This window comes from Megasphaera massiliensis, from assembly GCF_000455225.1.
Taxonomy (GTDB): domain Bacteria; phylum Bacillota; class Negativicutes; order Veillonellales; family Megasphaeraceae; genus Megasphaera; species Megasphaera massiliensis.
The window spans coordinates 142,844-165,342 of the sequence record NZ_HF954532.1 but is presented as its reverse complement, the minus strand read 5'-3'; the positions used below and the strand labels follow the sequence as shown (position 1 = coordinate 165,342).

Below are 22,499 nucleotides of genomic sequence, written 5' to 3'. Positions count from 1 at the left end.
AGGTGCATAGCTATGATATACGATAACTTACTTGGTGAATTCATCGGAACGATGGTCCTCATCGTCTTCGGGGGCGGTGTCTGTGCCTGCAATACCTTGGCAAAATCGAAAGGCCAGGGCGGCGGCTGGATCTGTATTACGACGGCATGGGGCTTTGCCGTAATGCTCGGCGTCTTTACGGCGACGACCTTGGGAGCACCGCAGGGTGACCTGAATCCTGCCGTCACCTTAGGGAAAACCATGATCGGCCTCTATTCGGTACCGCAGTTTATTGTTACCTCTATCGTTCAGATTCTGGGCGGCAGCCTCGGTGCGGCTATCGTTTGGCTCGCTTACTTGCCCCATTGGGCTGAAACGGAAGACAAGGCTGCGAAGCTCGGCATTTTCTGTACGGCCCCGGCTATCCGCAACTATCCGGCCAACTTCCTTTGCGAATTTATCGCGTCCTTCTTCTTGATGTTCGTCATTTGGATGATTTTTTCCCCGGCTGTCGGCAAGATTCCTGCCGGCCTCGGGCCCTATATCGTAGGTGTACTCATCTGGGCTTTGGGTATGAGCCTTGGCGGTCCTACAGGGTATGCCATGAATCCCGCCCGTGATCTCGGTCCTCGTCTGGCTCACGCTATCCTGCCGATTGCCGGTAAGGGCGGTTCCGATTGGGGGTATGCCTGGGTTCCTGTCGTCGCTCCGATGGTCGGTGCCTTCGCTGCCTACGTCGTCGCTGCAGCACTGAACGTATTCTAATTTCATGATGGTTATTTCGGTTATAGGGACTCGGTACGGGTCCCTATAATTTTAGAAATTTACAAAATTTCTTATAGAAATGAACTTAATTTCAAACAGGAGAAATGTATATATCATAGCTTATTTTTTGACTATGATAAATTAGCATCACCCTAAATTGAAAAAATGTAAAAATAGACTTGCAATTATTTTCACGAACTTATATAATAAGGGCATCAAAGATAGTACTCCAAGGCATTTACAGAGAAAGAGGTTGTGAATATGACAAAACAAGCAGATGTCGTCGTAATCGGCGGCGGTATTACCGGCACAGCCATTTTGCACGAATTATCCAAGTATAATCTTCGCGCCGTTCTGGTTGAACAGGAACCGGAATTAGCAGCCGGTACGACAAAAGGCAATAGTGCCATTCTTCACGCAGGGTTCGATGCTCCTACGGGCAGCATGAAAGCTTTGATGAATGTTGAAGGCAATGCGATGTACCATGAATTAAAGGATGAATTAGATTTGGAAATTCGTTGGTCCGGGTCATATGTAGCAGCTCTCGACGATGAACAGATGGAAGTCCTTAAAGAACTCCTCGCCCGGGGCCAGGCTAACGGCGTTCCCGGTTTGAAAATCGTCAGCGGCGATGAAATGCGCGAAGAAGAACCGAATGTCAGTAAAGACATCAAAGCGGCTCTCTTTGCCCCGACAGCCGGCATCTGCTGGCCCTTCGGCTTGGCGTTGGCCTTTGCGGAAAATGCCGTCATCAACGGTGCCGAAGTCATCCGTGACTGTAAGGTTACGGACATCGTCGTAGAAAACGGTGCCGTAAAGGCCGTTGAAACGGATAAAGGCACGATTGAAACGAAGTACGTCATCAATGCTGCCGGCGTTCATGCCGACGATATCAGCCGTCTGGCCGGTGACGACAGCTTTACGATTAAACCGCGTCGCGGCGAATATATTCTCTTCGACAAGACGGCTCAGAAAGATTTGGTTTATTCGCCTATTTTCCCGACGCCGACTAAGATGGGCAAGGGCATCCTGGTCTGTGCTACGACGCACGGCAACGTATTCGTAGGGCCTAACGCCCAGGATCTGCCGGAAGATGACAAGGATGATACAGCCGTTACCATTCCCGGCATGGACGAAATTCTGGACAAAGCCCGCCGCTTAGTCCCCAATATCCCGGTCGGTGCTACGATTACCGAATTTTCCGGTGTCCGCGCCGTTTCCAATACGGGTGACTTTATCGTCGGACCTTCGGAAAAGACGACGGGACTGCTCCATGCTGCCGGCATCCAGTCGCCGGGCCTTACGTCGGCGCCGGCCATTGCCAAAAAGCTGGTGGACCTCATCGTATCTGAAACGGGTGCTTCGGCGAAGTCCGATTATAAAAAAGGCCGTCCGGTCCAGCCCTGCTTCCGCATGATGCTCGATGCGGACCAAAAAGCCCTTATCGCTAAAGATCCTCGTTACGGCCGCGTCATCTGTCGCTGTGAAACGATTACGGAAGGCGAAATCGTCGATGCCATCCATCGTCCGGTCGGGGCCCGCACTGTGGACGGTGTCAAACGCCGTACTCGTGCCGGCATGGGCCGCTGCCAAGGCGGTTTCTGCGGACCTCGTGTAACTCAGATTTTGGCCCGTGAATTGAACATCCCGGTTACGGAAGTCCGGAAAGAAATGCGTAATTCTTATATGTTCTATAATAAAGAAAGCGGAGGTAAGGCATAATGGGTGAACAACTTTATGATATTATCATCGTTGGCGGCGGCCCGGCAGGCCTGTCTGCTGCATATAGCGCCTGGCAGAACGGCGCGAAAGAAATCCTCGTTCTCGAACGTGACCGTGAAGCCGGCGGCATCCTTCAGCAGTGTATTCACAATGGCTTCGGTCTCCATCATTTTAAAGAAGAATTGACCGGTCCCGGGTATGCCCAGCGCTGTTATGATTTGGTCAAAGATAAACCGGAAATCAAAATCCTCGTCGATACGATGGTCTTAAACATCGGTCAGGATAAAACCGTTACCGCCGTCAGCCCGGAACACGGCCTGATGAAAGTAAAGGGCAAGACCATCATCCTTACTATGGGCTGCCGTGAACGGACGCGCGGTGCTATCCGCATCCCGGGCTATCGTCCGGCCGGCGTTTTCACCGCCGGTGCTGCCCAGCGTATGGTCAATATGGAAGGCTACTTGCCGGGCAAAAAAATCGTCATCCTCGGCAGCGGTGATATCGGCTTGATCATGGCTCGTCGTATGACCTTGGAAGGATGTAAAGTGCAGGCCGTTTTGGAAATCTGCCCCTTCTCCAACGGTCTTACTCGAAACATGGTTCAATGCCTCTATGACTATGATATTCCCCTGTATCTGTCGCATACGATTACGGCTATTCACGGGAAAGATCGGGTCAGCGGTATTACGGCAGCCAAAGTCGACGATCATATGAAACCGATTCCGGGTACGGAATTCGATATCGACTGCGATACCCTGCTGTTGTCCGTCGGCCTCATTCCGGAAAATGAATTGTCCCGCGGCCTCGGCATCGCTATGCATCCCTTGACCAACGGACCGATCGTCGACCAGCATCGTGAAACGAGCATCCCCGGCATCTTTGCAGCCGGCAATGTCGTCCACGTCCACGACTTAGTCGACTTCGTATCGGAAGAAGCGGAAATCGCCGGTAAGTATGCCGCCCTGAAGGCTCAGGAACAGCTTCCGGAAGATATTGCCGACATCGCCGTTGAAGCCGTGGACGAAGTCAGAACCTGCGTTCCCCAGCATGTCCGCGCTACGGCTGAAGGGGAAACGATTCGACTCTTCATGCGTGTCCGCAAACCGATGAAAAAAGTTCGCCTTACCGTGAAAAGCGGTGACGATACGCTGCTGACGAAAGTCCTCCCCGTTGCCAAACCGAGTGAAATGATTGCCGTCAACGTACCGGCTGCCAAGGCGAAAGGTCATCATGCGGATTGGACTGTTTCCGTAAAGGAGGAAGCATAATATGAGCGTAGAAACGAAACAATTAAACTGCATCAACTGCCCTATGGGCTGCTTGCTTACGGTTACCCTGGAAGACGGTAAAGTGACGAACGTCACCGGCAACACCTGTCCTCGCGGCGAAACGTATGCCCACCAGGAATTGACGGATCCCCAGCGCATGCTGACGTCGACGGTCAGCATTGAAGGCGGCGAACTGCCGCTCTTACCGGTCGTATCCAAGACGACCCTGCCCAAGGGGAAAATCCTCGACTGTGCCCTGGCTCTGCGCGATGTTCACGTCAAAGCTCCGGTAAAGACGGGCGATGTCATCGTCAAAGATATCTTAGGCCTCGGCGTCGATATCGTAGCCAGCCGCGATATGTAAGCGTATAAAACAACATCAAAATATCCTCTCTCTGTATATACGACAAACGCCCGCCAAGGAATTTCCTTGGCGGGCGTTTTACATATATAAATCATTAATAGCGACAGAAAGGGATTAGTCCCAGCCTAATTTGCGGCGTTTTTCTTCGATGTCGGCGACAATCTGTTTTGCCAGTGCCTTGGGATCGACGTTGACCGTCATGACCGAACCGAGTGTTTCTTTGGTATCGCGCTTTAAGAAGTTTTCGACGTTCGTCGAACCTTGGACCGGCGGTTCGACGCAGTGATAAGAGTTGATGCCGAACAGGCGGAAGGCCAAAGAGGCATCGAGGCCTTTTTCATTGGACCATTCCGGGCTGGCAAAGCCGTAAGGCATGTCCTTGATGTCATGGCCGGCAGCCTGGGCGATACCGCCTAAGACGACGGATGCGCGGGTGTTGTCGACGCATTCACCCATGTGCCATACGGGCGGCAGCTTGCCGCCGAGGAATTTCTGCAGGGAGTCACCGGCTTTGACGGCGCCGTCTTTACTGCAGAAACCGAGTTTCAAGAGCGGGAAGGAAGCACAGCCGTTGGTGAACAGGAGAATGTTGTTTTTCAGGAGTTCTTCGGCCACGTCAACGACGGCCCGTTCGTAAACGACACGGGGGTTGTTGCAGCCGACGATGTTGACGATCCCTTTGATCTGCCCGCTCTTAAGGGCATCGGCAAAGGGGCCGAACCCGTTGAATTCTTCGGCAATGTTTTCAGCATTGAAGCCGACATCGGCCGTGACTTCGTAAGACGGAATGAAGACCGGCACGTCGCGGCGGGCTTCGAAGCTTTCGATGGCCCGGGTGACGATTTTTCTGGCTAATTTTTCCGTATCTTCGATGTTGGAATGGTGATGGTCGTAGGCGTAGTGTTCGGCACCGGGCAGGCGTGCGGAATCACTGGTCGTGACGACGGTCGTCTTGAAGCAGCGGGCGACGTCCATAATGGATGGGAAAACATCCTGTACGTCGGCAACCCACAAGTCGAGGGCACCCGTCCCGAGAACGAGTTCGGCCCCGACGGCATTGGACAGGGGGATGACCCCTTCATAGCGGTACATGGCGGCCAGGCAGGAACAGCAGACGCCGTAGAATTGGATGCCCTTGGCACCGTGTGCCTTGGCCAGGTCGATGAATTCCTGGGTGCGGCCGATGCGGACGATTTCACTGACCAAGGTCGGAAGATGGCCGTGAACGGCGATGTTGACATAGCCTTTTTTCAGCGCGCCGATATTTACTTTTGAAGTAGCCCGATGGCCGATGCCGAAGACGACGTCTGTGGCGATGTTGGCAGCGACGACGCCGGTAAAGCAGAAAGCAAGTCCGCAGCGCAGGAACTGTTTCATGATGCTCTGCCAGTCTCCGTCCGTACCGACGCCGGTGCGGTGATAGGCGTCAAAGACTTCATTGTAAGCACTGATGGGGATGATGTCGAGGTCGTTCCAAACTTTTTGCCGTTCAGCCGGGGCCATGGCTTTGATCGTTTCATAGTCATCCGGTGTCGGGCGGGAGAGGTCGGCCAGGAGGACGTCGGCCAATTTGCCGGCCAAGGCTTTGACGTCGTCTGTGTCATCGGGAATGCCGAAGGCTTTGCAGACTTGATGCAGTTTTTCAACGCCGAGAATGGGGAGGTTCAACCGTCCTTCGGAGATGAATTTCAAGGTCAGCAAGACTTCACGGGCATGCGCCCCGTGCTGGGCTACACCGGCAGCGGCACTGCGCAGGATATTGCGTGATACGATGAGGTCGGCATCGGCACCGCAGACGCCGAGGGGAGTCTTAGGCGTAATCTTACAGGGACCCATATTGCAGTTTTTACAGCATACGCCGGCAAGGCCGAAGGTACACTGCGGTTTTTGCTGGTCGAAGCGGTCAAAGGTCGTGTCACAGCCAATCTGTTCCATGCGCAGCAGCATTTCTCGTACGGCCGGGTCCGGCGTATGGTCCAGGACATCCTGCTTGGAGGCAAAGGTCTTGCGGTATTCGGCAACGGCCTTCATGTAGTCATTGACACCGCCGTGAACGTGGGGATGGTTGTGATCGTGGGGATGGACATGGTCGGCCAGACAGTCATGACCATGGTCGTGATCGTGATGATGGTCGTGATCATGATGGTGGTCATGATCATGATGATGGTCGTGATCGTGATGGTGATCATGATCGTGATGATGGTCGTGATGGTGGTCATGATCATGTTTATGTTCATGATGGTCGTGATCGTGGTGTTTATGTTCCTTTTCCAATTCTTCTTCGGACATGAGGACACTCCCCTTCTAAAAATAAAAAATATATAATAAATACTTTCATTTAATAAAGCAAATATCGACTTTGCCTAATGAAAAAATGAACTGCCTTCAATTATAAAAGCAGTTCATTTTTTTGGCAAGATGGTGTTGGCTAGTTTTTTTAGAAATTTATTTTACTTTTTGCTGGATGAAGCCCGGCGTCGTGAGGTAACGGTCGCCGTTATCCGGCAGGAAGGCTACGATGGTCTTACCGGCATTTTCCGGACGTTTGGCAACTTCCGAGGCGGCAAAGAGGGCAGCACCGCCGGAGATACCGATGAGGAGGCCTTCAGCTTCGGTGAATTTCTGAGCCGTTTCAAAGGCCTGTTCGTTGCTGACCGTGAAGACTTCATCGTAAATCTTCGTATCGAGGGTTTCCGGAACGAAGTTAGCACCGATGCCCTGGATCTTATGCGGGCCGGCATGGCCTTCGGAGAGGAGCGGAGAATCCTTCGGTTCGATAGCGATGATCTTAACGGACGGTTTCTTTTCTTTGAGGTACTGGCCGACACCGGAAATGGTGCCGCCTGTACCGATACCGGCCAAGAAGATGTCGACGGCGCCGTCTGTATCTTCATAGATTTCCGGACCCGTCGTCAGGCGATGAATTTCCGGATTGACGGGGTTCGTGAACTGGCTGGGAATGAAGGAGTCGGGAATTTCTTTGGCCAATTCGTTGGCTTTGTCAACGGCACCCTGCATGCCCGTTTTCCCCGGAGTCAAGACGATTTCAGCACCATAAGCGGAGATGAGGTTGCGGCGTTCGACGGACATCGTTTCCGGCATGGTAAAGATGGCACGATAGCCTTTGGCGGCGGCGACGGCAGCCAGACCGATACCGGTATTGCCGCTGGTCGGTTCGATGATAACGGAACCCTTCTTCAAGAGCCCTTTCTTTTCAGCGTCTTCAATCATGGCCTTGGCGATACGGTCTTTGGCAGAACCGGCCGGGTTAAAGGCGTCGAGTTTAACGAGCAGATTGGCGGAAATGCCGGCGGCACTGTTGTAGCGTTCCGGTTTCAAGATCGGTGTGTTGCCGACTAACTGTAACATAGACGTGTAAATTTTACTCATGATACATCTCTCCTTTTCGTATGGATTCATCCCCCGATGAATGCAATTGTATAAACAGTAAATGATAAGCTATACCGAATGGGTATATATTATATGTAAGCCTGTGCCGGGAAAAATTTCCTGTACAGGGGAACAACAAAGGCAGAGGACTATTTAAGAGGCCTCATTTGGTTGGGACATCGCTCATCCTGCCGCTGGTCGATCAGTTCGAGGCGATGCTCTAAGAGCATGACCTGGCGCTTGAGGGCTACAATCTGATCTTCGATGGGGTCAGGCAGGCGATTGTGATTGAGGTCGACGTCGCGTTCGCTGTGGCTGGCTTTGAGGTGCTTGCCCTTTTGAACGACGACCCGTCCGGGAATACCAACGACGGTCGAGTGCGGTGGAACGGCTTTGAGGACGACGGAGCCGGCCCCGATTTTTGCGCCTTCACCGACGGTAAAAGAACCGAGGACTTTGGCCCCGCAGGCGACGACGACGTAGTCGCCGATGGTCGGATGGCGTTTTCCTTTTTCTTTACCGGTACCGCCGAGGGTTACGCCCTGATAGAGGGATACGTTGTTGCCGATGATCGTCGTCTCGCCGATGACAATTCCCATGCCATGGTCGATAAAAAGTCCTTCACCGATTTGAGCACCGGGATGAATTTCGATTCCCGTAAAGAAGCGGGAGATGGTGGAAATAATTCGGGCCGTGACGAACCATTGGCGGCGGTAAAAGAAGTGAGCCAGGCGGTAAGCCCAAATGGCATGAAGGCCGGAATAACAGAGCAAGACTTCGAGCGTGTTTTTGGCCGCCGGGTCGCGGTCCTTAATGACGCGAATGTCGTTGCGAAGTGATTTGAACATGGCTGGGCGCCCTCCTGTAGTCTGAAAAAATGAATAAAAAAAAGACCTCGTCATACAGAGACGATGGTCCGTGGTTCCACTCTGATTGCAGTACGAAGACTGCCACTCAATACCCATAACGGCGGCAACCGAGATGACCTACTGTTAAGTTCAATCATCCTGCTCTTGAAGGCATTCCATCACAGTTGACTTTGATAAGGGCTTTCAGCCAATGACCCCTACTCTCTGTACCGTTTCCTGTGTGTACTTGTTTCAATCATTGCATTTATGTCTTTGGTTTGAGAACATAATACGCCTTCGCTTTCCGTTTGTCAATAGAATTTTTGTAAAAAGATGACAAATTTGGTGATTTATTAAAAATGACGATGGTGAACCTGTTTTTTTCTCCGTTTAGAGAGGAGAAAAATGGCCTCGCTGCGGGGAAGGACGGCTGGCACGATGTACATCGAGAGCGCATATATGGTATAATAAAGACTATGCATAATGATTTATCAACCGATAAAGGAGGTTATATTATATGAGCACGCAGATTACCTATTTAAATCATAGTGGCTTTTCTGTTGAGACTGATTCCAAGGTTCTGGTCTTTGATTATTACAAAGATCCGTCAGGAACGGTCAAGGCTTACAGCCAAATCCGTCGGAAACCGGTCTGGTTTTTCGTTACGCACTGGCATGACGACCACTTTAACGGCCGCATTGCCGACTTCGACGGCGACCAGTACATTATCAATGAAGACGTGCCTTTGAAACGAGACGGCCTCAAGGCGGTTCATGCCATGAAGCTCTATGATACGCTGACCCTTGGCGATACGAAGATCACCCAATTCGGATCGACCGACGAAGGAGGATCGTTCCTCGTCGAAACAGACGGATTGAAGATTTTCCATGCCGGGGACTTGAATTGGTGGCACTGGCTTGGCGACACCGATGAAAACAATGCTGAAGCCAAAGCCAATTTCGAACGAGAAATGAAGCATTTAGTGGGTCGGACCTTCGACATCACCTTTTTCCCTGTTGACGCCCGCTTAGAAGGGGCTCGTGAATGGGGTGTCAAAGCATTTTTAAAGGATGTTTCCGTAACCAAGTGTCTCATTCCCATGCATTATTTTGGAACGCCGTGGACGCCGTCTGATGAATTTAAAAAGGCTTACGACGTACCCTTATGGATTCCCAAGCACGATGGGGATGACCTCATCATCGATAAATAGGAGGTATTATGGCGAGTAACACAAATGGCGGAAGACGGAGCCAGATTGCCAATTATATCCTGATTATAGCCGCAATCGTTCTCTTATTGTCCTATCCGTTCCAAGACTTTTTTGCAGGCGGACTCTTGACTCATTTAGCGGGAGCGGCCCTTATCGGGGGCCTTGCCGACTGGTATGCGGTTACGGCGCTGTTTCGGCGCCCCTTGGGCATTTCCTTTAAGACCGCTTTGATTCCCAATAGTAAGGAACGGATTGCCGAAATGGCGCGGCACATGATTGAATCGGAGATTTTGACCGTTTCCAATATGTATAATGTCCTCAAACGCCATCCTATTTTAGGGGCGACGCTGGACTATCTCCATACGGAAAAGGGATTCCAATCGGCAGAGCGCATCTTCGGCCAAATTTTAAACACCTTTTTGTACACCGTCGACATGAAGACCGTTGTCAAGGCCTTTGCCGGCATCGGCGGATCGGCCGTCGAAAAAATCGATTTGGCGCCGGTCATGAGCAAGGCGATTCAAGCCAGCCTTCGCGGTGAATCGGGCAAGGATTTTCTCGATTTTATGATCTTTGCCTTGGAACAAGTCGTGAAGAGCGATACGACAAAAGGCTATATCGGTGAAATCTATGAAGAGTCCCTGCGGCAGTATGCCAAACACAACATCTTATTGGGATGGGCTATTAAAGCGGCCATTAAAATGGAAGTCTTTCAGCCGAGCCACGTTGCCGGTTTGCTGCAGGAAAAATGCCTGGCTCTTTTGGAAGAAACCAAAGAGGAAAACTCCCTTCAGCGCCAGCAGGCTCTCCACTACTTGTGGAAGCAGGCTGAACACATCGAAATCAATGAAGAATGGAGTCAGCGCATCGATGCTTATAAGGATAAGATGTATAATCATTTGATGCTGCGGCCGGATACCGAGGAAGCTTGGCAGCGTTACGTCCAGAATCCGGACAATCAGAAGCGCTTCTGTACGGCAGCGGCAGAATTTGTCGTCCAAAAACTGGAAGGCTGGCACCAAAATCCGGAGCAGGTCGAACAGATCAACCGCCAGGCCCTGGCTTTTGCTGCCCGCGAACTGAAGCGGCTCCAGGTTTGGTTCGGTAAGACGGCTGAAGCAGAAATCCTTAAATATGACGGAACTTATCTTGCAGAACAATTGGAAAACAGTGTCTGGTATGACTTGCAGATGATTCGCGTCAACGGCTCCCTCGTCGGCGCCGTCTTAGGGGCCGTCATATACCTTGCTATGTACGCCATGAAAGGAGGGGCTATCTTATGACTTACCGACAGCGTGCCAATCTCATTTTAGGCTTGTCGTTCGTCGCCTTCATTGCCATCTTCTTTTGGTGGTACACCCACGACGTATCGGTTTGGGAAGAGCTCTTGTTCTTCGTTATCCAATCAGCTCTCATCGGCAGTATTGCTGACTGGTTTGCCGTTACGGCCCTCTTTGAAAAACCCTTGGGATTTCCCTATCATACAGAGCTCTTGTATCGCCATCGCGACCGCATCATTGACGGGATTGCCCGATTGATATCGGAAAAGCTGCTCCAGCCCGACATGTGGAAGGATAAGCTCTATCAAATTTCCTTTATGGATAAAGCCGTCGACTGGCTGCGCGGTCCTCAGGGGCGGGAAAAACTCCGTACGGGGCTCTATGAAGTCGCTCAACGGGCCCACCAGCATATTCAGCGTGGTGAAACTCAGACGGCCATAGCCGGGCACCTGCGCATGTATTTGAAGCGCCAGCCTTTGGTAAGCTTCTTGGAAGACCGCCTCGTTTCGCTGCTCGAAGATCCGACGAGCCCCATGTTCCAGGACCTGATCAATCTCGTTCGCCGCGTCGTCAACAGCGAAGATTTTGACAAACTGTTGGAACGGCTCATTATCCAGTGGCGCGAAGAATCGCAGCACTCCTCGATGTCCAGCATTACCTTGACTAAGGTTCTCGGTATCGTCGATACTCAGCGGATCGCCAAGGATATAAAACTGGGTATCGTCAACTGGCTCGACCAATGGGAACATGCTGAAGGCGAACAGCGGGAATGGCTGTGCCGAAAAGTGGAAATCCTGCTCTATTCGATGAATGGTCAGCTATCCTTTGGGGTACAGAACTGGCAGAATGAATTCGTCGATGCCCTGCCTATCGAGCAGTGGCTGACAGACATCGAACATTCGACGAAAGACTATTTCATGACCGGCGAACAGGGCCGGGAAGAATTGAAAGATTTACTGGAAGAACAGTTCATCCACTACCTCGAATACTGCCGGTCCTACCCTGAAATCAAGGAATGGCTTGATGAACAGATCCGCCGGGCGTTCAACGTCATCTTGGAACATGAACATTCCCTCATTGCCGTTGCTGTCCGAGACGTCTTGTCCGGCTTCGATAAAAATCGGTTCAACCAGTTCTTGGAAAGTAAGGTCGGCGAAGACCTGGCTTGGATTCGTATCAATGGTGCCATCGTCGGCGCCTCCATCGGCCTTTGCGTCTTTGGCGTCTTGAAAATCTATCAGTTTACCCTCGTGCCGTTCCTGCGGGGCCTCTTTCTGTAATCAGGTTCTCTGGAATTGCTCGTTTTGCGTTGTGCCCGTCCTTCTAACAGGACGGGCTGTCTTATGAGGATGAATACATGGAGTATAATCAGATAACCCCTGCAGTCATAACGGCCTTACAGGCTATTGTAGGTGAAAAATATGTTTGGACCGATGACGATAAACGGATTCCCTACGGTCGCGATGAAGGCACCTTTGCGGTGCCTTTTCTGCCCGATGCCGTCGTCTTACCGGCAACGGCGGAGGAATTGGCTGCTGTTGTCGCTTTGGCTAACGAGGCCGTCATTCCCGTCATTCCCAGAGGGACCGGGACGGGCCTTGAAGGCGGCGCCCTTGTCGACGGCCGCGGCGGCATCATGGTCAGTACGGAGCGGATGAACCGCATTTTAGAAATTAATGAAGCGGCTATGTACATGGTCGTAGAAGCCGGCGTCATTACCGAGACGATACAAAAGGAAGCCGGTAAAAGGGGCCTTCTCTATGCCGGTGACCCGTGCAGCGGCGACAGCTGCTGTATCGGCGGCAACGGGGCCACCAATGCCGGCGGTAACCGGGCCGTGAAGTATGGGACGACGAGAGACCAAATCTATGCTCTTGAAGTCGTCACGCCGACCGGGAAAATTGCTAATCTCGGTAAGCGCCTCCATAAGATGACGGCCGGCTACCCCTTGGAAAAAATCGTCGTTGGCTCTGAAGGGACGCTGGGCATTATTACGAAACTGACCTTAAAGCTTGTGCCCTTGCCAAAGTCGACGGCACACGTCCTGGCCGTCTTTCCATCGGCCGAACAGGCCTTATCGCTGGTGACGGCGCTCCCCAAGGCCGGTATTACGCCGACGTGTTTGGAATTTATGGATTACGATGTCATCGAAGTCGTCGGGGAATGGCTCGATGAAAAACAGAACTGCCCTGAAGGCGGAGCCTATATGATTATCCAGCTTGACAGTCAAAGTGAAGACGGCCTTGACGATGACTGCATGAATCTCGATGACATCTGCCGATCTCTCGGGGCTGTCGAAGTCTTCATGGCCGATGCCGAAAAAGTTTGGAAGGCCCGCAAGGCCTTTACCGAAGCGTCGGCTTCGGACTGCCCGGTCGCCGCCATGGAAGACTTCGTCGTACCGCCGGATAAACTATTGTCCTTCATGAACGAGTTGAAGGCCATCGGTGAAGCGACGGGCGTCGTATTCCGCGGTGTCAGCCATGCCGGAGACGGCAATATTCACTTGGACCTCCTGCGTCGGGGCTTTGCAGATGAGGCCGATGAAGGAGGTCGTATCGCGGCTTTTGAAGATAAGGCCTGTGAAGCAGCCTATCGTCTGGGCGGCGCTGTTTCCGGCGAACACGGTATCGGTCAGGCCCGGAAAGCTTTATTTGCAAAATATACTGACCCCGTCGAGTTGGAATTGATGAAAGCTTTGAAACGGGCTTGGGACCCGAAGGGGATTTTAAATCCCGGAAAGATTTTTGATTGAGGTGCGTGACTATGGAATCGATATGTAATGACTGTCCTCGACGCTGCGGTGTCGTCCGCAGCCTCCTTTGGAATGAGAAGGGAATGCCCGGCTTTTGCCATTCTCCGCTCCAGCCCGTCGTGGCCAGAGCGGCCCTGCATCGATGGGAGGAACCGTGCATCAGCGGGACACGCGGGTCGGGAACGGTCTTTTTTACGAGCTGTAATCTGCGCTGCTGCTTCTGCCAAAATTCCATCATCTCCATGGGACGAAAGGGAGTTCCGATTACGCCCGGAAGGCTCCGGGAAATCTATGGTGAGCTCATTGAAAAGGGCGCCCATAACATCAATCTGGTGACGCCGACGCCATATACCTCTGCCATTTTAGAGAGCTTGGCAGATCCCTTGCCGGTGCCCGTCGTCTATAACTGCGGCGGTTATGAATCGGTAGAGACCATCAATCGATTTAAAGATAAGGTGCAGATTTATTTGCCGGACTTTAAATACCTCGATTCAGCCTTAGCCGAACGCTACAGCGGTGCTGCAGACTACCCGCAGGTCGCAGCCGAAGCCATTCTTCGCATGTATGACCAGGTAGGTCCTTACGAACTCGATAACGACGGAATTTTGAAAAAAGGCGTCATCATCCGCCACCTCATCCTTCCCGGCTGTGTCGACAATACGAAAGCCGTCATCGATTGGGTGCGGAACCATTTCGACGACGGCCAGGTTTTATTCAGTTTGATGCGCCAATACGTGCCTTGCGGCCGGGCTGGAGACTATCCGGAAATCAACCGTCCCTTGACCGATGAAGAGTACGATGAGGCGGAACAGTATCTCTTTGACAGCGGTATTGAAGACGGATTTGTTCAGGAAAAAGAGAGCGCCAGCGATGACTTCATTCCCGATTTTGACGGAACCGGCGTTATCTAACGATCTCGGTATCGATAAAAATGCATATAAAAAAGACTGTCCCGGCAGCTGCCTGAGAGCATGTACATCTCAGGCGCTGTCACAGGGGCAGTCTTTTTATATGGTCTTAGTGTTGATCGACGGTCAATTCTTTAAAGCGTTTGGCAATCGGATCGGATTTAACTAATTCTTCGAGGTGTTTCAATTCTTCAGCTTCTACCGTTTCAGACGTATCGTAGCTGGGCGGTACGGTCTTTGCCAATTCAAGGCATTTCCGTGCAGAGGCTACGCTGACGATGATGACCAAGATGGCCATGATAGCCGATACGCCGAAGAGGAGCCATTCCTGCTTGGGCAGGTAGATGTTGAACATATTGAGGTAATCAGCCCAGAAGATAACGACGGTCAGGAAAACCCAGGGGATGACCGTGACCCAGGCGAAGCGGGCCTTACCCATAGCACAGATGACAACGGTCGAGATGGCCAGGGTGATGATGGCCAAGAGCTGGTTCGATACACCGAATATCGGCCAAATCGTAGACAGGTTGCCTTGGAGTACGATGTAACCCCATGCGCCGGAGATCAGAGCCGAGGCGACGATGCCGCCGGGGAGCCAATGGGGATCGCCGAACTTCGGCCATACGCGGCCGATGAGTTCCTGGAGCATGTAACGGCCGACACGAGTACCGGCGTCGATGATGGTCATGATGAACAGGGCTTCAAACATGATGCAGAAGTGATACCAGTAGTTCATCAGGTGGTCAAGGCCGGGGATGTTGGAGAAGATGAAAGCCATGCCGACAGCCAGCGAAACGGCGCCGCCGGGACGATGAGCTACGTCTTCACCGACCATGGCGTTCAACTGAGGCAGGTCGACGACCTGGATGCCCAGGGCCTGGAAGTGTTCAGCTGTCGAGTTGATGGCGAAGTAGTCGTTCGGGATGAGGGAGCAGGCTGCGATAAGGGCCATCATGCCGACGAAGGATTCGGTCAGCATGGCGCCGTAGCCTACGGGGAGAATGGAGCGTTCGTTCATCAGCATCTTCGGCGTCGTACCGGTCGAAATCATGCAGTGGAAGCCGGAGATGGCACCGCAGGCGATGGTGATGAAGATATACGGAAGGACCGGACCGGTGATGACCGGGCCGCCGCCGGCGACAAACTGAGTCATAGCCGGCATCTGAATCGTAGGTCCGACGATGATGATACCGATGGCCAGAGCGCCGATGGTACCGATTTTCATGTACGTCGAGAGGTAGTCACGCGGAGCCAGGAGCAGCCATACGGGAAGAGCAGCAGCTACGAAGCCGTAGATGATGAGGGCGATGGAAATGCCCTTAGCATTGATCGTGAACAGGGGAGCCAGTGTCGGCGAAGCCGATACGGACGGACCGAGAATGACGGCGAGAAGTGTCAGTGCTACGCCGATGACCGTACCTTCTTTGATGTGGCCCGGGCGCAGGAACTGCATGTAGACGCCGACGAAAATAGCGATAGGAATGGTCATGCCGATCGTGAAAGTACCCCAAGGGCTGTCGTGAAGGGCATTGACGATGACGACGGCCATGCCGGCCATAGCCAGGATGTTGAGGAACAAGACGGCAAAGGATGTTGCCAGGCCGACTTTGTCACCAATCTGAGCTTTGGCGATTTCGGCAATGGATTTGCCGTCATAGCGCATGGACGCAAAGAGGATGACCATGTCATGGACGGCACCGGCGAGGACACCGCCGATGAGAATCCACAGGGCGCCCGGTAAGTAACCGAACTGGGCTGCGATGACCGGGCCTACGAGGGGGCCGGCACCGGCGATAGCCGCGAAGTGATGGCCGAAGACGACGTACTTATTGGTCGGCACGTAGTCATGACCGTCTTCAAAACGGAAAGCCGGTGTAACCTTATACTGGTTAACGGTCAGTACTTTTGCGGCAATAAAAGCACCATAGAAACGGTAAGCCAGCACAAATATTAATGCAGAAATGATAACTAAAAACAAACCATTCATAAAAAATTCCCTCCTTATCATATTTATTTCGTGAAGCGCTGGACGCTTACAAAACAGGCGTTGTATAGGTACGAAATATAAAGCTGATGCCATGCTTTTGATGGGGGTATGGATCTCATCACTTTTGCCGCAGGTGCTTTGATGAGGAATATTATAATCGGATGCAACGCCACATCCTCAGTCCATCCAAGTAAAACGTTTTTGTTACAATTCTATTGACTTTTTGTCGTTTATAAATATCATATAACGATTTTACTATACACCTACTATAGTTTAAAGAAGTAAAAATAGCAAGTTACTTATGGTAAAGTTTACGATATATATATGAAAAAAACTCATGATGTACTGAATAAAATAATTTGTGGAGGGGTATTTCCTTAATATATAACGGAAATTGTTAAATAAAAAAGGCACTATCTATGAAGATAGTGCCTTTGATGCAGTTGATTAATGATGAGCGACAGACATTTCTTGGAAACGCTGAGCTGCTTTATCAGTTTTTACCAGTTCCTGGAGGTGTTTCAGTTCTTCCGTTTCAACGATTTCCGAAGTGTCATAGTTGGCAGGGACCGTCTTTGCTAAGTAGATGCACTTGCGGACGGCGCCGACGGCAACGATGATGACCAACAGGGCCATGATGATGGAAACGGTGAACATCGTCCATTCACCCTTCGGAAGGTAAATTTCGAAGATGTTGAGATAGTCAGCCCAGAAGATCATGACCATCAGGAAAGCCCAGGGAATGGCCGTAACCCAAAGGTAACGAGCTTTGCCCATAGAGCAGAGGACGACCGACGAAATCGAAAGGGCGATGATAGCGAGGAGCTGGTTCGATACGCCGAAGATCGGCCAGATGGTGGACAGGTTGCCGTTGAGGACTAAATAACCCCAAGCCCCGCAAATCAAAGCAGAAGCGATGATGGCACCGGGTTTCCAGTTCGGATCGCCGAACTTAGGCCATACGCGGCCGACGAGTTCCTGGAGCATATAACGGCCGACACGGGTACCGGCATCGATGATGGTCATAATGAATAAGGCTTCGAACATGATGCAGAAGTGGTACCAGTAGTTCATGAGGTGATCGAGGCCGGGCAGGTTGGAGAAGATATAAGCCATGCCGACAGCCAGGGAAACGGCACCGCCCGGACGATGGGCGACGTCTTCACCGACCATGTTGCTCAGGTGCGGCAGGTCGACGACTTGAATGCCCAGGGCCTGGAAATGAGCGGCCGAAGAGTTGATGGCAAAGTAATCATTCGGTACCAGCGAGCAGGCTGCGATTAAAGCCATCATGGCAACGAACGATTCCGTAACCATAGCGCCATAGCCGACGGGCAGGATGGAGCGTTCGTTCATCAGCATTTTCGGCGTCGTGCCCGTTGCAATCATGCAGTGGAAACCGGAGATAGCGCCGCAGGCGATGGTAACGAAGATATACGGTAAGACAGCACCGGTGATGACCGGGCCGCCGCCAGCCGTAAACTGGGTCATAGCCGGCATCTGAATGTTCGGCCCGACGATGATGATGCCCAGGGCCAAGGCGCCGATGGTACCGATTTTCATGTACGTCGAGAGGTAGTCACGCGGTGCCAGGAGCAGCCATACCGGAAGGGCAGCTGCGATGAAGCCGTAGATGATGAGGGCGATGGAGATGCCTGTAGCATTGATGGTAAAGAGGGGAGCCAAGGTCGGCGAAGCCTGGACGGCAGGGCCGGCGACGACGGCCAGCAAGGTCAAGACGACGCCGATGATGGTGCCTTCTTTAATTTTGCCGGGACGCAGGAACTGCATGTAGATACCGACGAAGATGGCGATAGGAATGGTCATGCCGATGGTGAATGTACCCCAGGGGCTGTCGTGCAGGGCGTTGGCGATGACGACGGCCATGCCGGCCATGCAGAGGATATTGAGGAACAAGACGGCAAAGGACGTTGCCAAGCCTGTTTTGTCACCGATCTGGGCTTTGGCGATTTCGGCAATGGACTTGCCGTCGTACCGCATGGAGCAGAAGAGGATGACCATATCGTGGACGGCACCGGCGAGGACGCCGCCGATGAGAATCCATAAGGCACCGGGCAGATAACCGAACTGGGCGGCAATGACCGGACCGACCAGCGGGCCGGCACCGGCGATAGCTGCGAAATGGTGGCCGAAGACGACGTATTTGTTCGTCGGAACGTAGTCGTGACCGTCTTCAAAACGGAAGGCCGGTGTAACTTTGTACTGGTTCAGGGTCAATACCTTGGCGGCAATGAATGCGCCGTAAAAACGGTAAGCCAGTACGAACACTAAGGCAGAAATAATGACGAGATATAAACCGTTCATACAAAAAGAACCTCCTTTGAATTTTGTGTGCCTATATCTTTATCCGTTATAAAGCAACATAATGCCGAATTTGATGAATTGGAAAAAAGTAAATGGCACGTTGAAATTTTTTGCTATCTCTGTAGCTCTCTCATTATATATCCTTTTGGGTTAAAAACAAGATTCTCCTTGGGAATAAAGAACTATTCTTGATGACTTAAAAGACATGATGAAATTACGATATCGTATATTTGAATTTTTTATACCATATATTGATTTATATTTGGATCTATAAACTATATATTGATTAAATTTACTAAAAGTGATTTGTGACGAAACCTACATATGTATTTTTCATATGTATTGCGAACCAAATCGGCCAGTGGGAGTGGACTTTTCATAAGCAAGGGACAATGCTATAATAACCATAGTTTTTGAACTTACTATCATATATTATAGGAGGTTTTAGAATGTCTAAATCTGAATACACCTTGGTTTTGCCGGCTTTTACCATCGGGATACATGCCTATGATGCCATTGGTAAGATCACCAAACACTTTGGGAAAAAAGTCGTCATCATCGGCGGTAAGACGGCTCTGTCCAAGGCTAAACAGCCGCTCCTCGATGCCATTGCCAAAACGGATCTCGAAGTCCTCGACGTGTTGTGGTATGGCGACGATGCCACCTTTGAACACGTCGATCGCCTGCTGAAAGAAAAAGCCGTTCAAGAGGCAGATCTCGTTTTCGGTGTCGGCGGCGGCCGGGCCATCGATACGGGGAAGGTCGTTGCCGATAAGGCCGATAAAGCCTTCTTTGCTTTCCCGACCCTGGCGTCTAACTGCGCTCCGTCGACGGCTATTTCCGTCATGTACAAGGAAGATAAGTCCTTTGCCGGCTATTATTACCTCGATCAGCCGCCGGTTCACACCTTCATCAATATGGCTGTCATTGCTGATTCTCCCTTTAAATTCTTCTGGGCCGGCATTGGCGATGCTATGAGTAAGGAATGTGAATCGGAACTGGCCAGCCGGGCTGCAGAACACTTCCATACCGTTCTCTTGGGCCGGGCTATCGGAAAGACTTGTACGGAACCGCTTCTCCAGTATGGGGAAAAGGCACTGGCAGACTTCAAGGCCAACCAGATTACGTATGAACTGCAGCAGGTCGTCTTAGACATCATTATCAGCACGGGCCTCGTTTCCAACTGCACGACAGGCGGTGAAGAATACTATTATAATTCGTCCTTGGCGCACATGTTCTACAATGCCTCGACGGTCCTTCCCCAGGTTGTCGAAGGCCATCTTCACGGCGAAACTGTTTCCTTCGGTGTCTTAGTCCTCTTGACCTACGATAAACAGTTTGAACTGCGGGATAAGGTCGCTGCTTTCTATAAAAAATGCAATTACCCGACGACCCTGGCAGCCTTAGACATCAAGGCCGATGAAATCGACGCCGTCGTCGATGCCGCCCCAGCCCTGCGTGAATGGACCTGCGTTCCCACGCCGATGACCAAGGATGCTTTTAAACAGGCTATTCTCGATACCGATGAATTCGGTAAGTCATTATAAGCAACATTTCGTATATGCACATCGTTTGTCATAGGAGATATTCCGGCATGGTGAGACGATGACTGTCTTTTATGGAGGAAGTATGGATCCTGTATTAGAACAAATTATTAAGGCCATTGAACCGATGGATCTGGCTAAGGCTGCGGAGTGCTACCAGCGCTTGGCCAGCCTGACAATTCGCCAGGACAGCAAATTATCGTATCTGGCAGGCCGTATTGCCGGCGTGCAGCAGACCCTTCATCCGGAAACGCTGCAGAAGGCCATTGCAATATTTGCTGCCGACCATGCCGTCGACGGCGGGGAAAATAAGACCCAGGGCAAGACCAGTAAGGCCGATGCTTTAGAAATTGCAGGAGGCCGCGGGGCTATCAATAAGGTGGCTCACCGTATCGGAGCCGGTGTCATGCTCCTCGACATGGGCCTTGAAGATGACTTGGCCGAATCGCAGGGGGTCCAGAATCTGAAAGTCATGCACGGCAGCCATTTTTGGGCTCGCCGGGACGCCATGAGTGAAGATGAAATGATGGATGCCCTGTTCAGCGGTCTGCAGCTTGGCGAGAACCTGGCTGAAGAAGGATATACGGCCGTCGGCCTCGGCAATATCGGCGAACGGGCTCTCCTCACAGCTTTTATCATAACGGCGGCCTTTTTCCGCGGTCAATTGGAAGACCTTCCGGCGTCTATGACGTCCGGCAAAAAGTTGGATTCGCTGAAACGCGTCATGGAGGAAATGAATTTCGACCCGGAAAATCCTTTGGATTTGCTGCGCCGCGCCGGATCGCCCGACATTGCGGCCATGGTAGGGTTCATTTTATCGGCAGCTCGGTGTAAAATGCTCGTCGTCTTTGACAATGCCGTGACCGGGGCGGCCGTCCTCTTGGCTCGCGCCTTGTGCCCGACGGTTGAGGACTATGTTTGCCCGTCAGCTCAATACCAGGAACCGGTACATCAGATGCAGATGAAGAAATTAGGACTGAAACCCTTCGTCGAACTCGAACAGAATCTCGACCAGGGAATGGGCTCAGCCATGGGGCTGACCATGCTCGATGCCGCTGTCCAAATGATGAACGATAATTTGAAGTAAGGAGTCCCACGATGAAAACTCTACATCTCGACTGTTTTTCAGGTATCAGCGGCAATATGTTCGTCGGCATGCTCATCCAGGCAGGGGTCCCATTTGAAGCTTTTCAAAAGGCCATGGCCTCGCTTCAGCTCACGGGATATGAACTCCTGTGCCGCAGTGAGAATAAGGGCGGCGTGCAGGCCGTTTATTATAATGTAATATTAGATGATGAAAAGCATGATGCCCACCATGATCACGAACATCACGATCACGATGATCATGACCATCATGATCATGATGATCACTGCCATGAACACCATCACGATGCTTCCGGCCACCTCGTCGATATGACCGGTCACCATCATCACCACCACCATCGCGGCCTGGCGGAGATTACGCAGATTATCAAAGGGTCGCCCTTGGAAGAAGGGATAAAAACCAAGAGCCTGGCCGTCTTTCAGGCCTTAGCTGAAGCGGAAGCCAAGGTACACGGAGTACCGGTCGAGGAAATTCATTTTCATGAAGTTGGCGCCATCGACTGCATCTTGGATATCGTCGGTACCGTTTGGTGTCTGAACTACTTGGGCATCGAACAGATCAGCACCTCGTCTCTTCATGCCGGAAGCGGCTTTGTCCGCTGCGCCCACGGCATCATGCCTGTGCCGGCGCCGGCCACAGCGGAACTTTTGTCCGGTATTCCCTGGTATTCGACGGATATCAAGGGTGAATTGGTTACGCCGACGGGAGCTGCCTTGGTGAAGGTCTTAGCTCATGCAGGGCAAAGACCGGCTGACTTCATCTATCATACCGTAGCCTATGGTGCCGGAACCAAAAACTTGGCAACGCCCAATGTCCTGCGCGGGTTTATTGGTGAAGCGTCACCGTTGTAACCGAGAAACTTTCTGATTGTTCCTGTAAAGGGTTGCTTTTTGAGCCGCCTTTTACAGGGCTTCAGATTTTTTAGAATAGAAAACGTTCTTGACAATCCTTTGGCTCTGTGTTAAACTTATTAAGCACTTGTGATTTGTAAAAAATATTTACAAAAGGTGCCGACAAGTCTCCCCGTTTCGGTGAGATAAGTCAACTTT

17 protein-coding genes and 1 other annotated feature are annotated in these 22,499 nt (G+C 51.7%); of the genes, 12 read left to right on the top strand and 5 right to left on the bottom strand.

All coding sequences use genetic code 11. From position 1 onward, the window contains the following. The first annotated feature begins 12 nt into the window (after positions 1-12). The 4 genes from TX77_RS00890 (at position 13) to TX77_RS00875 (ending at position 4,098) form a co-directional block, all read left to right on the top strand. Positions 13-744, top strand: coding sequence for an MIP/aquaporin family protein (locus tag TX77_RS00890; RefSeq protein WP_071822269.1), 732 nt, complete (start codon positions 13-15; stop codon positions 742-744). A gap of 261 nt (positions 745-1,005) precedes the next feature. Beyond that, a complete protein-coding gene (locus TX77_RS00885) occupies positions 1,006-2,466 on the top strand; it encodes an NAD(P)/FAD-dependent oxidoreductase (RefSeq protein WP_044502935.1) in 1,461 nt (486 codons plus the stop codon). Next, on the top strand, positions 2,466-3,734 hold the full coding sequence (locus tag TX77_RS00880) for an NAD(P)/FAD-dependent oxidoreductase (RefSeq protein ID WP_044502934.1): 1,269 nt from the start codon (positions 2,466-2,468) through the stop codon (positions 3,732-3,734). The genes TX77_RS00885 and TX77_RS00880 overlap by 1 nt, the downstream gene beginning before the upstream one ends. A 1-nt stretch (position 3,735) precedes the next feature. Then, positions 3,736-4,098: a DUF1667 domain-containing protein gene (locus TX77_RS00875; RefSeq protein ID WP_044502933.1), complete on the top strand. Its 363-nt coding sequence runs from the start codon at positions 3,736-3,738 to the stop codon at positions 4,096-4,098. Positions 4,099-4,212: 114 nt separating this feature from the next. Here TX77_RS00875 and cooS read toward each other — a convergent pair whose 3' ends face one another. From cooS to cysE, 3 genes are all read right to left on the bottom strand, one after another. Next, complete coding sequence (cooS, locus tag TX77_RS00870; protein ID WP_081651668.1) at positions 4,213-6,387, bottom strand: anaerobic carbon-monoxide dehydrogenase catalytic subunit; 2,175 nt, start codon at positions 6,385-6,387, stop codon at positions 4,213-4,215. A gap of 156 nt (positions 6,388-6,543) precedes the next feature. Continuing rightward, on the bottom strand, positions 6,544-7,488 hold the full coding sequence (cysK, locus tag TX77_RS00860; RefSeq protein WP_044502930.1) for a cysteine synthase A: 945 nt from the start codon (positions 7,486-7,488) through the stop codon (positions 6,544-6,546). A 149-nt stretch (positions 7,489-7,637) separates the two neighbouring features. Next, complete coding sequence (cysE, locus tag TX77_RS00855) at positions 7,638-8,390, bottom strand: serine O-acetyltransferase (protein ID WP_071822268.1); 753 nt, start codon at positions 8,388-8,390, stop codon at positions 7,638-7,640. Further along, positions 8,390-8,605 (bottom strand) — a binding site (T-box leader). Its footprint overlaps the gene before it by 1 nt. A gap of 248 nt (positions 8,606-8,853) precedes the next feature. Between cysE and TX77_RS00850 the strand changes: the two genes are divergently transcribed. The 5 genes from TX77_RS00850 (at position 8,854) to TX77_RS00830 (ending at position 14,492) form a co-directional block, all read left to right on the top strand. After that, positions 8,854-9,546: an MBL fold metallo-hydrolase gene (locus TX77_RS00850; RefSeq protein WP_044502928.1), complete on the top strand. Its 693-nt coding sequence runs from the start codon at positions 8,854-8,856 to the stop codon at positions 9,544-9,546. An 8-nt stretch (positions 9,547-9,554) separates the two neighbouring features. Then, a complete protein-coding gene (locus tag TX77_RS00845; RefSeq protein ID WP_044502927.1) occupies positions 9,555-10,829 on the top strand; it encodes a DUF445 domain-containing protein in 1,275 nt (424 codons plus the stop codon). Then, entirely contained in the window at positions 10,826-12,106 is a 1,281-nt protein-coding gene (locus TX77_RS00840) for a DUF445 domain-containing protein (protein WP_044502926.1), read from the top strand. Before TX77_RS00845 ends, TX77_RS00840 begins: the two co-directional genes overlap by 4 nt. A gap of 77 nt (positions 12,107-12,183) precedes the next feature. Continuing rightward, the gene (locus tag TX77_RS00835; RefSeq protein ID WP_044502925.1) at positions 12,184-13,581 is read left to right on the top strand and encodes an FAD-binding oxidoreductase; all 1,398 of its coding nucleotides are present in this window, start codon (positions 12,184-12,186) and stop codon (positions 13,579-13,581) included. An 11-nt stretch (positions 13,582-13,592) separates the two neighbouring features. Further along, a complete protein-coding gene (locus TX77_RS00830; RefSeq protein ID WP_044502924.1) occupies positions 13,593-14,492 on the top strand; it encodes a radical SAM protein in 900 nt (299 codons plus the stop codon). Between the two features lie 106 nt (positions 14,493-14,598). Here the strand turns inward: TX77_RS00830 and TX77_RS00825 are convergent, their stop codons facing one another. After that, the gene (locus TX77_RS00825; protein ID WP_044502923.1) at positions 14,599-16,476 is read right to left on the bottom strand and encodes a carbon starvation CstA family protein; all 1,878 of its coding nucleotides are present in this window, start codon (positions 16,474-16,476) and stop codon (positions 14,599-14,601) included. Positions 16,477-16,923: 447 nt separating this feature from the next. Then, positions 16,924-18,801, bottom strand: a complete 1,878-nt coding sequence (locus TX77_RS00820) for a carbon starvation CstA family protein (RefSeq protein ID WP_044502922.1) — start codon at positions 18,799-18,801, stop codon at positions 16,924-16,926. A 449-nt stretch (positions 18,802-19,250) separates the two neighbouring features. Here TX77_RS00820 and TX77_RS00815 point away from each other — a divergent pair, with 449 nt between their 5' ends. The 3 genes from TX77_RS00815 (at position 19,251) to larC (ending at position 22,301) form a co-directional block, all read left to right on the top strand. Beyond that, the gene (locus tag TX77_RS00815) at positions 19,251-20,348 is read left to right on the top strand and encodes an iron-containing alcohol dehydrogenase family protein (protein ID WP_044502921.1); all 1,098 of its coding nucleotides are present in this window, start codon (positions 19,251-19,253) and stop codon (positions 20,346-20,348) included. An 82-nt stretch (positions 20,349-20,430) separates the two neighbouring features. Continuing rightward, entirely contained in the window at positions 20,431-21,432 is a 1,002-nt protein-coding gene (locus TX77_RS00810; RefSeq protein WP_044502920.1) for a nicotinate-nucleotide--dimethylbenzimidazole phosphoribosyltransferase, read from the top strand. 11 nt (positions 21,433-21,443) lie between these two features. After that, a complete protein-coding gene (gene larC, locus TX77_RS00805; protein WP_044502919.1) occupies positions 21,444-22,301 on the top strand; it encodes a nickel pincer cofactor biosynthesis protein LarC in 858 nt (285 codons plus the stop codon). Positions 22,302-22,499 lie beyond the last annotated feature (198 nt).